This window comes from Rossellomorea marisflavi (assembly GCF_022170785.1).
GTDB lineage: Bacteria > Bacillota > Bacilli > Bacillales > Bacillaceae_B > Rossellomorea > Rossellomorea marisflavi_B.
Genome location: NZ_CP081870.1, coordinates 3,880,393 through 3,894,294, shown reverse-complemented (window position 1 = coordinate 3,894,294; position 13,902 = coordinate 3,880,393). Strand labels below are relative to the sequence as shown.

The 13,902-nt window shown below is 45.9% G+C and carries 9 protein-coding genes; 4 read left to right on the top strand and 5 right to left on the bottom strand.

What is annotated here, in order from left to right:
- The first annotated feature begins 610 nt into the window (after positions 1–610).
- Both tagD and K6T23_RS20130 read left to right on the top strand, forming a co-directional pair.
- The gene (gene tagD / locus K6T23_RS20135; protein WP_142129584.1) at positions 611–1,009 is read left to right on the top strand and encodes a glycerol-3-phosphate cytidylyltransferase; all 399 of its coding nucleotides are present in this window, start codon (positions 611–613) and stop codon (positions 1,007–1,009) included.
- Positions 1,002–2,168, top strand: a complete 1,167-nt coding sequence (locus tag K6T23_RS20130; RefSeq protein ID WP_238283101.1) for a CDP-glycerol glycerophosphotransferase family protein — start codon at positions 1,002–1,004, stop codon at positions 2,166–2,168. Before tagD ends, K6T23_RS20130 begins: the two co-directional genes overlap by 8 nt.
- A gap of 156 nt (positions 2,169–2,324) precedes the next feature.
- Here the strand turns inward: K6T23_RS20130 and K6T23_RS20125 are convergent, their stop codons facing one another.
- The 5 genes from K6T23_RS20125 to K6T23_RS20105 form a co-directional block, all read right to left on the bottom strand.
- Positions 2,325–5,144, bottom strand: a complete 2,820-nt coding sequence (locus tag K6T23_RS20125) for an N-acetylglucosaminidase (protein ID WP_238283100.1) — start codon at positions 5,142–5,144, stop codon at positions 2,325–2,327.
- A gap of 556 nt (positions 5,145–5,700) precedes the next feature.
- A complete protein-coding gene (locus tag K6T23_RS20120; protein ID WP_238283099.1) occupies positions 5,701–7,473 on the bottom strand; it encodes an LTA synthase family protein in 1,773 nt (590 codons plus the stop codon).
- Positions 7,474–7,560: 87 nt separating this feature from the next.
- Positions 7,561–8,733: a glycosyltransferase family 4 protein gene (locus K6T23_RS20115; protein WP_238283098.1), complete on the bottom strand. Its 1,173-nt coding sequence runs from the start codon at positions 8,731–8,733 to the stop codon at positions 7,561–7,563.
- A 2-nt stretch (positions 8,734–8,735) separates the two neighbouring features.
- On the bottom strand, positions 8,736–10,256 hold the full coding sequence (murJ, locus tag K6T23_RS20110; protein ID WP_238283097.1) for a murein biosynthesis integral membrane protein MurJ: 1,521 nt from the start codon (positions 10,254–10,256) through the stop codon (positions 8,736–8,738).
- 9 nt (positions 10,257–10,265) lie between these two features.
- Complete coding sequence (locus K6T23_RS20105) at positions 10,266–11,726, bottom strand: O-antigen ligase family protein (protein ID WP_238283096.1); 1,461 nt, start codon at positions 11,724–11,726, stop codon at positions 10,266–10,268.
- A gap of 262 nt (positions 11,727–11,988) precedes the next feature.
- Here K6T23_RS20105 and K6T23_RS20100 point away from each other — a divergent pair, with 262 nt between their 5' ends.
- Positions 11,989–12,717: a WecB/TagA/CpsF family glycosyltransferase gene (locus K6T23_RS20100; RefSeq protein ID WP_238283095.1), complete on the top strand. Its 729-nt coding sequence runs from the start codon at positions 11,989–11,991 to the stop codon at positions 12,715–12,717.
- A 17-nt stretch (positions 12,718–12,734) separates the two neighbouring features.
- On the top strand, positions 12,735–13,844 hold the full coding sequence (locus K6T23_RS20095) for a glycosyltransferase family 4 protein (RefSeq protein ID WP_238283094.1): 1,110 nt from the start codon (positions 12,735–12,737) through the stop codon (positions 13,842–13,844).
- Positions 13,845–13,902: the final 58 nt, after the last annotated feature.

Here is a 13,902-nt window from a genome sequence, read left to right as displayed (position 1 = left end):
TATTTTGGTAAGGTTTTTAGCTGTGAATTAATAGTAACTTTTGGAGGTGGTGAACCTTCTTCCATGAAAAAATTATCAACGTTTAAATGTGCTTTTGTCGATAATCACCTTCATAAATGGCAACTTGGACTAATATCTATATTTACAACTGGATAACTTCATAAACATATGAACATTCGCACAATACTACCATTAAAGCATACAGTTCTTAAATGTAGAAAGAAATAGGTAAAGAAAATAGAATGCTTTTTAAACGAGTGGGGACCAGTATTTCAACATTTGAATAGAGAAACGAAAAATAAAAAAAGAAAAAGACTATCTATAGTAAGTTTTGGGTAATACACTTATTAGTTGGTTTGCGTTCACTTAACTTTCACATAACAGACCTTGATAACTTAGGTTATCTCATTTAAAATTGATTAGAATGGGGAAGTTACAATATTAGACAAATTACGGTATAATATGATTGTAAATTTCTCATAAACTTCTTGTAAACTAGTAGCGTTACAATTACACTATTGTTATGAAATTAGACCTTATAACAAATGCCATATAGATCATCATTATAGTTTTAAATAAAATAAGTGAAATTTATCAAGGAGGATTTGCAATGAAGAAGGTTATAACTTACGGTACTTTTGATCTGTTACATTGGGGACATATTAACCTGTTGAAGCGTGCAAAGAAGCTGGGTGACCATTTGACAGTGGCCATTTCTTCAGATGAATTCAATGAACTTAAGAATAAAAAATCTTACCATAGCTTTGAAAACAGAAAAATGATTCTTGAATCAATTCGCTATGTGGACGAAGTCATTGCTGAAAACGATTGGGAACAAAAAGTCAGTGATGTAATCAATAATGACATCGATGTCTTTGTTATGGGCGATGATTGGGAAGGAAAGTTTGATTTCCTTAAAGAACATTGTGAAGTAGTTTATCTTCCTAGGACGATTGGGATTTCTACATCAAAGATTAAAGAGGATCTGCTGACAGTGAACAATGGCTAGAGAACTTGCTGTTACGCTTTATCTTTTAGTATTCACAGTATTATTTAGGATATGCAAACTCTTCAGTTTGGAAAACAAAGTGGTGTTTGTTGTATCTTTTAGTGAAAACAACAAGCGTATCCATGATGAAATGGTACGACAAGATCTTTCTTGTCGTACTGTTTTTTTGACTACCGATAAAATGTTTAAGGTGTTTTCCAATCGGAAGAATGCAACAACGTTGGTGTTTGAAATAAAAAAGCCTTTGCATTTTGTGCGATCAATTTTTCATTTAGCTACATCAAAAGTTGTATTTGTAGATAATTATTATGGATTTCTTGCTAAGACAGAGTTCAAGAAGGGTGTAGAGTGCGTACAAATTTGGCATGCTAACGGTGCGGTCAAAAAGTTTGGATTTGAAGATCCCTCAATCCAAAAACGCAGTGAACGAGCCATCTTTCGCTTTGGTCGGGTGTATAGCCGTTTCACGAAAGTGCTTATAGGTTCCGATTCGATGGGTGATATTTATAAGAAAGCATTTCGAACAGCAGATGAAGTATTGGTTAAGACCGGAATTCCCCGTACAGATGTGTTTTTTGATACGGTGAAAAGGGATATCTTGAAGAAGAAGTTCTTTGAGCAATATCCTGAATTCCAAAGGAAGAAAATTTTATTATACGCCCCTACTTATAGAGAATCTGACCTCTCTCGATTCAATATGCTACTTGATGTAAAGATGTTGATGAATTCTTTATCAGAGGACTATGTCTTGCTGGTTAAATTACATCCGGCAATAAGCGATCGGTTTGATTTAGCGGGTGTTGATGACAGAGTAATGGACGTCTCTCACCATCATAATCTAAACCATCTACTGTTTGTGGCCGATCTTCTTATCACGGATTATTCTTCGATTCCATTTGAATATTCATTGTTGAATCGTCCGATTGTTTTTTTCTTTCCGGACTTTGAAGCATATAAGAAGGAACGTGGAGTATGGAAAGAGTTCGAATCTGATTTACCTGGTCCTGTAGCGTCGACTACAGAACAGGTATATGAGATTATTCGTGATGGAGTATATGATCTTGATAAAGTAGAGGGCTTTGCTCATAAATGGAATGAGTATTCTAGAGGGAGTTCCAGTAAAAATGTCGTAGAAATGATTAAGTATTCGATTAAGTGAATATAAAGTGATTGAAGACATATGCTGCTGGCATAAGGATGGTGTTAAACCATCCTTATGCCAGTTTTTTTATGATCGAGATCTCTAAAATGAAATAAAAAAACCGAAAGCTAGACGTTACTCTAACTTTCGGGATGTCTTTATGTCAGGCAGGTATTATTTGACACTATAATATGGAAGGTCGAAATGCAATGTGTAGTTTTCCAATAACGAGTAGATACTGTAGATGCTATCTACTTGCTTGACGGCCCAGCCGATATCAGAAGCATACTGATGAGAAACAGAAGGTTCCCATCTCATTTTGTATAGGGTATCTTGTTGCATACCGTTCTCACGGTAAATGTACCCCTGACTGATTAACTTCGCCCCGCCATAAATAGCTGCTTCAGGAGTGAACCACTCTTGGTCAAATGCATATTTCGCTCCACAGTCCACCGGACAGGCATCGTAGGCTCCATAACCGAACATATTGTAGACGGTTTGTCCTTTGTAGGTTACACCCTTAGCCAATTCAGATCCACCGTTACCTGTTTCAAGTAGTGCGTGAGACATGAGATAAATTTCATTGATGCCATACATATTAGCCGCATCTACAAAAACTTGGCCTTTCCCATCCAGAATTCCCTTACCTTTAAGGACTTTCTGATTCGTTTCAGCAACGCTGATGTAGGCTGGAGTAGAGAGCTTAAGGAACTGATAGTATTGTTTAGAACCGAAGGTTACTTTAGTAGGATCGATATATGGGAGTACATCGCTTGCTTTCGCATTAATCCATGTTACTTGCACGCGTGCCCAGTCGCCCTGTCTCTCTTTGACAATTACTTGGGTCCCTTTATTGACGGTTCCTAAAATGTAGTTATCGGATGACGTTGAAGGATGTGAACGAACATTCACTCTATCTTCCGTAATCCTTCCATTTTTATCAATATACGAAGACCAGATATATTTCGTTTCGTTACGATAGAGATCCGTTTGAGGATTCGTCTTCATTTGTTTTTGGAACATTTCATCTAAGGTGATGCCATAATCGGTAGAATCTTGGATGACATCTGTGCCCAGAGTCTTTACATCCTTTTTATTGATGTAACCTGTTTTGGGATTTCCATCAATAAATACTACAGCTTTATACCATGATGAAGAAAATGCTTCATACAGTAGAACTTTTCCTTGTGGATAGCTCTTTAAGACCGAAGATGAAGTGGAAGCCCTGCTGTAAACAGGAGTAGAGCTCTTTAATGCAGGTCCTTTGAGTTGATCTCCTGATGGAAGGGTCTTCTCGACATCACTTGAAGCGATGTAACCTGTTGCTTTTGCTCCATTAACAGTAACTTGAACTTCGAACCACCCACTTGTGAAGGACTTATACGTAAGTTCTTCTCCTTGGGCAATAGATGTTACTACAGAGGAAGAGGAGGTATTCTTTTTATACACTTTCGTTGGAGATTTAAGTGTAACCCCTTGATAGCTCTTTTGATCGGTCGGGAAATCTACAACATGAGAAGCGTTAATATATCCGGACGTTTGGACGCCATTGATATATACAAAGCACTCATACCAACCATCGATAAAGCTTTTGTAGTAAAGGATGCTGCCTTTCGAGTAGCTTTTTAGCACTTTTGAATCGGTTGATAACTTACTATAAATTGGTGTTGAGTCAAGATTGGCGATTCCTTTTAGATCCTTTTGGTTGGTTGGATAATCTGTGATATGGGAAGCGTTGATATATCCCGTCGTTTTGACGCCGTTGACATATACAAAGCACTCGTACCAACCGTTAATAAAGGTTTTGTAGTAAAGGATGCTGCCCTTAGGGTAACTCTTCAATGCTTTTGAATCAGAGGAAGCTTTGGTGTAAATAGGTGTAGAAGAAAGATTGGCAATTCCTTTTAAGTCTTTTTGATTGGCCGAAATGGAAGACACGTCTTTTGCGTTGATATATCCGGAGGTTTTAACGCCGTTAATATAAACAAAACACTCATACCACCCAGGAATCAAGGTTTTGTAGTAAAGGATACTTCCTTGACTGTAACTTTTCAGGACACTTGAGCCGGTAGATGCCTTTGAGTAAATCTTGGTAGGACTGATAGCTACCCCTCTAAGGTCAGACTGGCTGGCAGGAAGGTTGGTGACATCCTTTTTTGATATGAATCCAGTTGTGGCATTGCCTTTAATGTACACAAGTGCAATATACCAGTCTTTGTTTAACTCTTTGTAATAAAGTTGGCTGCCTTGTGCATAGGTTTTAATCTTTTTGGAACTTGAGGATTGAGTCTCATAAATAGCAGTAGGACTCTTCAAGGCAATTCCTTGATAGGTTGTTCCACCGTCCTCGAATGTCAGCTTAGGCTGAACCGACGCCATCATGGTTCGCTTTGCAGGAGCGATGTCATCCGATGTCGATTTATCTTCATCAGAATTCGCATCCTCTTCAGCGTCTTCGACATCCTGGTCGCTATCGTTGGATTCTGGAACAATAGTCCCATCTTTGGAAGATTCTCCATCCTCGGTTACGCCTGATTCCTTCTCTTCTTGAAATTCGTCAGATTCTTCCGAATTTTCGTCTGCTGAAGGACCTTCAGAAACATCCGGCGATTCTTCTGCAGGAAGGCCTGATTCTACATCATCCGCAGGTAATTCTGATGGTACATCAGGTTCTGTGAATGTGAGATTTTCCGTCAATATGTACCCTGTCTCATCTTCACCGGTTTCTTTGTTCTTGAAAGAAACTTTTGAGAAGATAGGATCAAGTCCTTCTTCCGCGACAATAGTGACTTCTGTTTCCGCATCTAGGTCGGATAGGATGTCGCTGTCTTCAGAAGGTTCTTCGAATACGTGAATCACAGCACGATCTTCGACGTTTGTGACAAGGGCTTTTTGTTCGGCATCACTTGGCGCTGCCTGAGCTAAAGTTGAAAATCCTGAGAAGACCAATGACAGTGCAAGCAGAGAAGAAAATATTCTTTTGTAAGAAACCATATGCTTTTGATAATCCCTCCATTAGAGTTAATAGTTAAGTAATCTACAAAATAATTACTTATATGACAAAATCATTCTACCATATGTCGACATAGATTAGTATGGGGTTAATGGTAAAAAGTACTTCCGTTAATAATTCTTTTTGCCCTTGTTTTTTGTGAAAGTGAAATATAAGTGAGTTTATTTAACATGTATATTTCAATCTAAGGACCGAAAGAAATAAGTCTAAAGTTTCATTTAAAAAAGAAGTGAAAATGTCGAATTTTGTGAAAATGAGTCGAAGGGAATATAGTGTTTGAAGCTTCTTGTAAAGTATTGCACCGATGACGCTTACAGTGGTGAGTCAGAAGAATTCAAAAAAGCCCAGGGGTCCTGAGCTTGGAATAAATGATTTAGATTGTGCACTGTAAGGATCCTTTTTTATAAAGGAAGAAAATCATACCGCACTACAAAAATCAGTGTGGGAATTTGCTGTTGAATTATATACCAACCTACTGTTAGCTTGTTGTGTTAAGTAAATATATCAAGGGATGTTAACGTTTTATTCTGTGCGTTCTCATTCACTATCATGCAAATAATTCCCTTTAATAATCAACTCCGAAGTGCTCAGCATTTCCTTCTCCTCTTCTCCCAATCCTTCCACTATCCCATCCTTCCCGATCACTAACGACTTCGTCACATACCCACCGCTCGGGATCACGACGGTCCCGGACGGTGAACCAAGAAGGTTTTCACCAAGCCCCGATGTATAGGAGGTCCCCATGATGGAGGCAATCGTCGGGTACACATCCACCTGGCCGCCATATGCATCGATTTCCTTTCCTTTTATGCCTGGGTTGTAGATCATGAACGGCACAGTGGCGTATTCCCGGTACCATTCCTCGGTAGAGATCGATTTGCCCTTCCATTTCTCAATCAGGGACTTGTCGCGCTCAAAGATTCCGTTGTGATCGCCGTACAGTACGATGATGGAGTCTTCGAGCAGTCCATCGGATTCCAGTTCCTTTAAAAACAACCCGATGGCTTCGTCGGTGTAGCGCACGGTCTGGAGATAATCCCCGAGCAGGGTACCGTTCACTTCTTTCGGGAGGGAGAGGGACTGCTTCTCCACAGGAAGGTCATACGGCATGTGATTGGTCAGGGTGACGATCAGGGAGTAGAAGGGGGAGGGCTGCTCCTTCAATATGCCCGCCGTTTCCGTAAACATTTCTTTATCGCCGACTCCCATCCCAACCAGTTCCTTTTGGGGAAACTGTTCGATGGTCTTGTAGTCCTCAAAGCCGAGGGACGGATACATCAGATGACGGTTCCAGAACGTCTTCTCGTCTGCATGGACGCCCAGGGTGGAATACCCGTCCTTTTTAAGTGAGTTTCCGATGCTGCGGTACGTATTGGACGGATAGCGGAAGAAGACCGATCCGGACTTTAAAGGGTATAGAGCGGTTTGCGTCAAGAATTCGGCGTCAGAGCTGTTCCCTGCGATCGTCTGGGCGTAAAAGTGCGGGAAGGACAGGCTGTGCTTCATCATCCGGTTCATGGTCGGGGTGATTTCCTTGCCCCCGATTTCTTCGTTCAGGACGAAGCTTTGGAGGGACTCCACCTGGATCATGATGAGATTCTTGCCTTTTCCATAGGTCTTATAAGGGTGATCGGCCGGGTCCCGTTCAGCGGCGAAGACCGTCCCGATCCGCTTCCTGTCATCATCGCTCAGTTTGTAGTTCCGGTCCCTTACGTAGGAATACGAATCCAGCATGTGATGGCCGATGAGACCGTATTGGACAACGTGATCCAGAGAATCGTAGGCTTGCACCGGGTTCTCCATGCCGTCAACAAATATGAGCTTTGCGGGCTTCATGACCAGGAAGAGGAGACCGAGGGTGAGGAAGGGGATGACGCCCTTCACCATGGATCTTTTTTTCGTGTATGGAAACGTGCTCCATAGAAAGAAAGGCAGAACGACCAGGTCGACTACAAAGAGTAGGTACCGGAATTTGAATAAATACGTGATGCTATCCCCGAGACCGCCCAGGTTGGCCATCTGTCCGAAGATCGATAGGGTGATGGGGGAGCTGTAATAATCGAGATATACGGCATTCGAGAGGAAGACAAAAGATACAAGAAGGGAGATCAGTCCACTGAATGCAAGTCGCCATTTTCCGCTGAACAGAAAGGACAGGCCGTAGCAGGCAAGAAGGAAGCCGATGGACGTGGAAAAGACTCCGCTTGATAAGGGGGTATCGGTGAACGAGTGAAACAGGATCACTTTGAAGAAGAGCAGGATATACAGGAGTTCATTTATGTACGTGAGTGGGTTTCGAAGCGTATGCATACAGTCACATCCCAGTAGAGTATAGGAATTAGTGTATGATTCCCCCTGTGGGATTATACGCCATAAGAAAAGGCTCGAGCGGTGGGCTCAAGCCTTGTTGGCGGCTTTCATATAAATCTCTTCGAACCGTGTGGCGGCGGAGTGGTGAGAGTACATCTGCTCGATCTTCGTCCGGGCGTTCCGGGCGAGCTGTTCGGCGAATGTGGGTGAGCCCAATACCTTCAGGATCGCTTCGGAAAGGCCGTCCACATCCTTCTCCGTCACGAGGAGACCGTCCTTTTCGTGCTCGATGATTTCCTTCAAACCGCCGACGGCGCCTGCGATGACAGGGGATCTTGAACCCATCGCTTCCAGGGCGGAAATCGAGGTCGCCTCTTCGACACCGTAGGAATGGACGCTCGGCACAAGGACGATGTCCGAAGTCCCGTACAGGTATTTCATCTTTTCATGAGGCACCGTGCCAAGGAGGAGGACATCACCCTCAAGGCCCTGCTGTTCGACTTCCTTCTTGATGGCAGGCATCTGTTCACCGGTCCCGGCATAGACGAGGACGGTATCGGGATGGCGGTCGAGGACCTTCCTGAGGGCGAGGGTCGGATAGATGACCCCGTTTTTCTCGGTCATTCTTCTTGGGACGAAGAGCATCCTCTTATCTGTCGGGATGCCGAATTCCTCCCGTATACCTGATAGATCTAGTTTCCCGGGATCGAAGTCTTCTACGTCGATGAAATTTTTGATGGCTGTCGCTTCAACACCAGACATGGATTTCACATAATCCTTGATCCGCTGATCGACGGTGACCACTTCGTCGGCAAGGGTGTAGGCCCTTTTTTCGCGCTCGCGGACAGTGATGTCTTCCTTGCTTCCCTCTGCGATTGCCCCGCGGCTGATGGCCTCGAAGGAATAGTAGCCATGGACCGTCTCAACGACGGGGATGCCGGTTCCTTCTGCAGCCAATGTGGCATAAACATCCTGGGTGTTCACGACGTCGTACTGTCCTTTGAGCTTGTTCAATTCTTTATGGATCAGCGTCATCCGATTCTGATCGTTCATGAGCTGGCCGGACCCCGGTTTGATCTTACTTGCGATGAATCCCGGTGCCTGGGCGTATGCCTTTCGCACGAGGGGATTCAAATCGGTGAAGGAAAGGACGTCCACCTGGTGGCCAAGTGCCTCGAGGCCATTCTTAAGGGTCGCCACATGGGTGGAGAGGCCTCCCTCGTGAGGATATTCGAATATGGTAGATAAAAGGATCTTCATGGTTATCGGCTCCTTTTCAGCTTTTGGGTGAGCAGTGATACGGCCTGTACCTTGAAGAGGAAGGCCAGCATACAATAGACGATAAAGATGACGGCGGTCATGATGACCGTGTGGATGATGATATTCAGGTCATCTGCGAGCCAGGACTTAGCCACAAGCGCTCCTGCTAAAGCTCCTGCCGTTGCGAGGAGAAGCTTGCCTGATTCTTTCCCGAGTTGCTTTGAGTAGGTCTTCTTTTCGCCGTACCCTTTCAATAGATAGCTGAAGAGCACGACGCACTGGATGAGCATGGAGATGCTCGAAGCGAGGGCGATCCCCCCGACGCCCATGAACCGTGCCAGGATGATGCTCAGGACTACATTGGCCGCGACGGCACCGAGACAGGAGTACATGGCGATCTTCGTCTTCTTCAGGGCATAGAATCCGTTCATCAGGAAATCCCTGAGGGCGAAAAAGACAAGGCCGATCCCATAGAAGAAGAGGGCCTGGAAGGTGATGGAGGTGGCGCCCGCATCAAAGCTTCCCCGCTCGAAGGCGAGACGGATCAGATCATCTCCGCTCACAGCAAGGAGCACCGTGAAGGGGAGTCCGGCAAACAGAATGATCGACGTCCCTTTATGTATGATGGTGAAAAAACGCTTGTAGCCCTCGAGTGCCCCTTCTACGAGTGAAGGATACAGGACGGTGATCAGCGGCGTCAGGATCACGCTGAGGGGGAGCCACAATAGGCGGTTCCCATAATTCAGGGCCGATACGCTCCCTGTTTCGAGTCCCGACGAAACCATGCGGTCCACCAGGCTGTTCAACTGGATGGAAATCGCCGCGATGATGATCGGATAAAACAGGATCATGATTCGCTTGATTTGCTCTTTATTCTCCGTGAAGGCGAAATTGAATCCGATCCCTTCTTTCCTGAACGAAGGATATTGGATGAAGAACTGTCCTGCAGCGCCTATAAGGACACCGGCGGCCAAACCGTACACGCCGTACGTATTTGTAAGGAGGACGGTTGCCAGGATGATGACCACATTCTGAACCGTCGACGTGAAGGCTGGGAGGACGAACTGTTTGTTCGCGTTCAGTACCCCAGTCGAGATGGCGGTCAACGTCAGGAAAATCATGCTCGGGATCATGATCCGTGTCAGTTCCACGGCGAGATCAAGCTGACCCGGGGTGAAGCCCGGTGCCATCAGCTTCATGAGTGGCTCCGTGAAGAGGAGCGTCACCGCGATGAAGGCAAGGGAAATGACGAGGAAAAACGTGCCGAGTAGGCTCATGAGCTCCCGTGATTCCCTCTTACTCCGTCCGCGTGCCTCCATGAAGAGGGGAATCGTCCCTGCCTGGATCGCCGTCCCGATCGCTGTGAAGAGCAGGGTCGGGACAAGACTTGAGACGAAGAACACGTCTGCTACGTCAGATGTGCCGAAGTACGCCGCAATGATGCTCTCCCGTGCGAATCCGAGCAGTTTTCCGAGACCGGAGATGATCGTGACAAGCCCGACGGCTTTGGTGAGCGATTTCATATGAATTCCTCATTTTTCAAGAGAATGGGGCGTCCTTTCTTTCGTAAGGAAATAGCCCAGTAGGGAGTAGAAGTACAGCGTAAGAATCTTCTCCTCCAGTACATTATAGAACAGGGCCATGAGCAATGTCGCCAGGGTCAGGCAGAAAAGCACCGGAGCAACGGGGTCTTTTCTCCTCTTCCACGTGATGATGAAGATCGCCACCACAAATGCGAGGACGCTTACTGTCCCCAGCGTACCGGTCTGAACAAGAAGCTGGATGTATTGGTTATCCGAGTACATCCTGTCGGGAAGCTGATACGTCTCGGCAATCGGCGTCCCGTAGCTCAGTGTCGCCGAATCCCCGAACGTCCCGAACCCTGTCCCGATCACCGGATTCATGAGATAGATATCAAGCCCCTTGAATACCACATATAGCCGGCCCCACTGACTGCTTTTCTCAATGATGTCATCAGAGAAGATCTCCTTGAACCGGTTGGAGAATGCAGATGACCGCTCATTCGGTGGCGGTACGCTGTCAGGCTCAACTTCTTCTTGTGGAACATCGGGCAAATGCCCATCGCTTATCGTATGTGCGTCGATCTCTTCCCGTGCAATACCGGCAGGGTAATAGATGAGGAAGAGCCCCAATACAATGGATAGAATCAGTCCCGCTCCCATTTTCCAAGCCCTTTTCCAGAGAACATACACGATGAAGGCAACCCCGAAGGCCAGGATCGAACCCCTGGAGTAGGTGAGGCAGAGGGTGCCGAGCATCAGGATGGAGGCAAGGACGTAAATGATTCGCCATCGCTTCGCAACGGACAGGACATAAAGGGTGATAAAGAGACAAATGGATAAATATGTACCAAGTACGTTCGGATTCGCCGTCAGGCCGTACACCCTCATCTCATTGACAGAAGACAGATTCCAGTTCCTCCATGCCTCCGGAACAAGAAGTGTCCTGGAAAAGAGGTACTCCATGATTCCGTGCAGAGAAAGGATGGACCCCATCACAATGGAGAGGTGAATGAAATACCGGATATCCTCTTGATTCATCTTCCACTGACCGACAATGAAGAGGATCAGGAAGGTGATGAGATAGGCGCGATTCTGAAAGATGATGGCAGACAGGCCGACACCCGTCTGAATGGCTGCGATCGTCCCGACGAGACAGAACAGCAGGATGAATCCCGTGAATGCATACGTCTTCCACGAACCCCGGTCCCGGAGGAAGCCATAAAGGGCGGCAAGGAATAAGACGATCAGCAGACAGTCGCCCATGAGCTTGAACCCCGGATTCAATTCTAGTAAGAACGGCCGGATTGGGAAGTATATGAATAAGAGCAACAATCCGTTCTTCTTATTCCATGCGATGAAGAATAAGCTAATGAGGGTGGAGAGATAGGCAACCACCGGATGTGTGAATATGGAGGGTACCACTAGCGCAATGACCACCAGCAATACCAGATGCTGAAGCTTCGACAACAAAACATGACCACCCTTCTGAGAGGTTATTTCCTAGTATAAGCTTAATAAACGTATTTATTGTTTTATTTAACATTTTGTAAAGATTCCTAAAGGGATGGTAAAAAATTGATGACATGGAACCATCCGCCGACAATTTATCTTATTATAGAGTCGAATCGGAAATTCCTCCAAAGTCATGGAGTTATAACACAATAACTGTTTCAGTAGCGGGGCGGCTGGGATAGAATAAAGGGGAGAATCGACAAGAGAGGTAGACACGATAATGACAAACCAAACCATCACCATACTCGACGTACCTTTTGTGAATCAACGTAAATCCGAGGTCGTACAAGACCTCTATCATCAGTATATAAAAGAAGAAAAGAAAGCCCTTGTGGTCACGGCCAATCCGGAAATCGTCATGCAGGCGAGGGAAGACCGGGAATACCACGCCATCCTGCAGACAGCCGACATCATCGTCCCCGACGGCATTGGTGTGATCATCGCCTCCAAGATGAAGAAGACGCCCCTGCTGGAGCGCGTGCCTGGTTTTGAACTGATGGAGGACTTGCTTACCCTTGGGAATGAAAACCCCATTTCCTTCTATATAGTAGGAGCAAAGCCGGAGATCCTTGAAGAAGCCGTTCAGAACCTACACACCACATATCCGAATCTTCATCTGGCAGGTCATCATCATGGCTACTTCCAAGATGACGATGAAACGATCATTGAAGACATTCAGAGAACGAAACCGGATGTCATCCTGGTCGCCCTTGGATTCCCGCGCCAAGAGAAATGGATTGCGTCCAATCTGCCCAAGGTCGAAAAAGGGGTCTTCATGGGAGTGGGCGGAAGCATTGATGTCCTGGCTGGCCATGTAAAGAGAGCCCCGGTCTTTTTCCAAAAAGTGCACTTGGAGTGGTTCTACCGGCTTCTGAAGCAGCCTTCACGCTGGAGAAGGATGCTCGTGCTGCCACAATTCATCATCACCGTCATGAAAACCAAAGAATAACGCTGGGAGGTCCCATCGTGAAAATCCTGCACCTGAATGCCGGCAATGAGAGCGGCGGAGGCATGTTTCATATCCTGTCCTTATTAAATGAGCTGAACCGGGAAGAATTTTTTCTCGGCGTTTTTGAAAAGGGAGAAATGTATAAGCGCGGGGTTGAGCAGAACATCCAACTGGTAAATTTTGACCAAAAGTCAAGATTCGACTTTACGGTTGTCAGAAAAATTGGTACCTTTATAGGAAAGCATGGAATCGACATGATTCACACTCACGGAGCAAGAGCGAACTGCTATGCGCCCTTCATCCGGAAAAGGACGGGCGTGAAGTGGGTGGTGACCGTACATAGTGATCCCCGAGATGACTTCATGGGCCAAGGGATCACCGGGAAAGTCTTCTCCAGGACGAACCTGAATGCCCTCAAACAGGCAGACCACTTCCTTGCCATCTCGGAGCGGTTCAAGACCATCCTGATGGACCTCGGTATCCCTGCAGAGAAGATCACTGTCATATTGAACGGGATCGATTTCGACAAACCGCTGTCGAAACCGTTTGAAAGAGAAGAATTAGGGGTAAAAGAAGGAGACTTCGTCATGCTGATGGTGGCCAGGCTCGAAGCGGTGAAGAACCATAAGCTGGCCTTCACTGCCCTTCGGAACCTGATTCAACACCACCACCAGACCGGAATCAAACTCCTCATCGCCGGTGACGGATCGGAGCGGGAAGGACTGGAATCCTTCGTCAAGGCTAATGGACTTTCATCCTGCGTAGGGTTCCTCGGTCACCGTAATGATGTAGAGCGATTGTACCCTCTATCGGACCTTGTGCTCCTTACATCCTACAGCGAAAGCTTTCCCCTTGTCCTGTTGGAAGCAGCACGATCCAACGTCCCCGTGATCACCACGGACGTCGGTGGGGTCGACCTACTGATCCCCTCAGATGACTACGGATGGATCGTCCCCATCGATGATGAGAAGAGCTTGACGGAAAAGCTCCTCGCTGCCATTGAGCTGAAGCGGAATGAGCGACTCCGTGAAATAGGACAAAAGTTAAGAATGCACAGCAGGGACAATTTTTCAGTAGAGCATTTCGCCAAGAACGTTTATAATGTATATTTGAGGCTGCTCGGATAGCCGCATCTAAGAATTACCTGTATTCATCAATCGACCAACCGGGTAGATTAACGATTAA

What these genes read in the sequence shown, in the direction of transcription:
- tagD (WP_142129584.1), top strand. Translation starts at nt 611, where the DNA reads ATGAAGAAGGTTATAACTTACGGTACTTTTGATCTGTTACATTGGGGA.
- K6T23_RS20130 (WP_238283101.1), top strand. Translation starts at nt 1,002, where the DNA reads ATGGCTAGAGAACTTGCTGTTACGCTTTATCTTTTAGTATTCACAGTA.
- K6T23_RS20125 (WP_238283100.1), bottom strand. Translation starts at nt 5,144, where the DNA reads ATGGTTTCTTACAAAAGAATATTTTCTTCTCTGCTTGCACTGTCATTG.
- K6T23_RS20120 (WP_238283099.1), bottom strand. Translation starts at nt 7,473, where the DNA reads ATGCATACGCTTCGAAACCCACTCACGTACATAAATGAACTCCTGTAT.
- K6T23_RS20115 (WP_238283098.1), bottom strand. Translation starts at nt 8,733, where the DNA reads ATGAAGATCCTTTTATCTACCATATTCGAATATCCTCACGAGGGAGGC.
- murJ (WP_238283097.1), bottom strand. Translation starts at nt 10,256, where the DNA reads ATGAAATCGCTCACCAAAGCCGTCGGGCTTGTCACGATCATCTCCGGT.
- K6T23_RS20100 (WP_238283095.1), top strand. Translation starts at nt 11,989, where the DNA reads ATGACAAACCAAACCATCACCATACTCGACGTACCTTTTGTGAATCAA.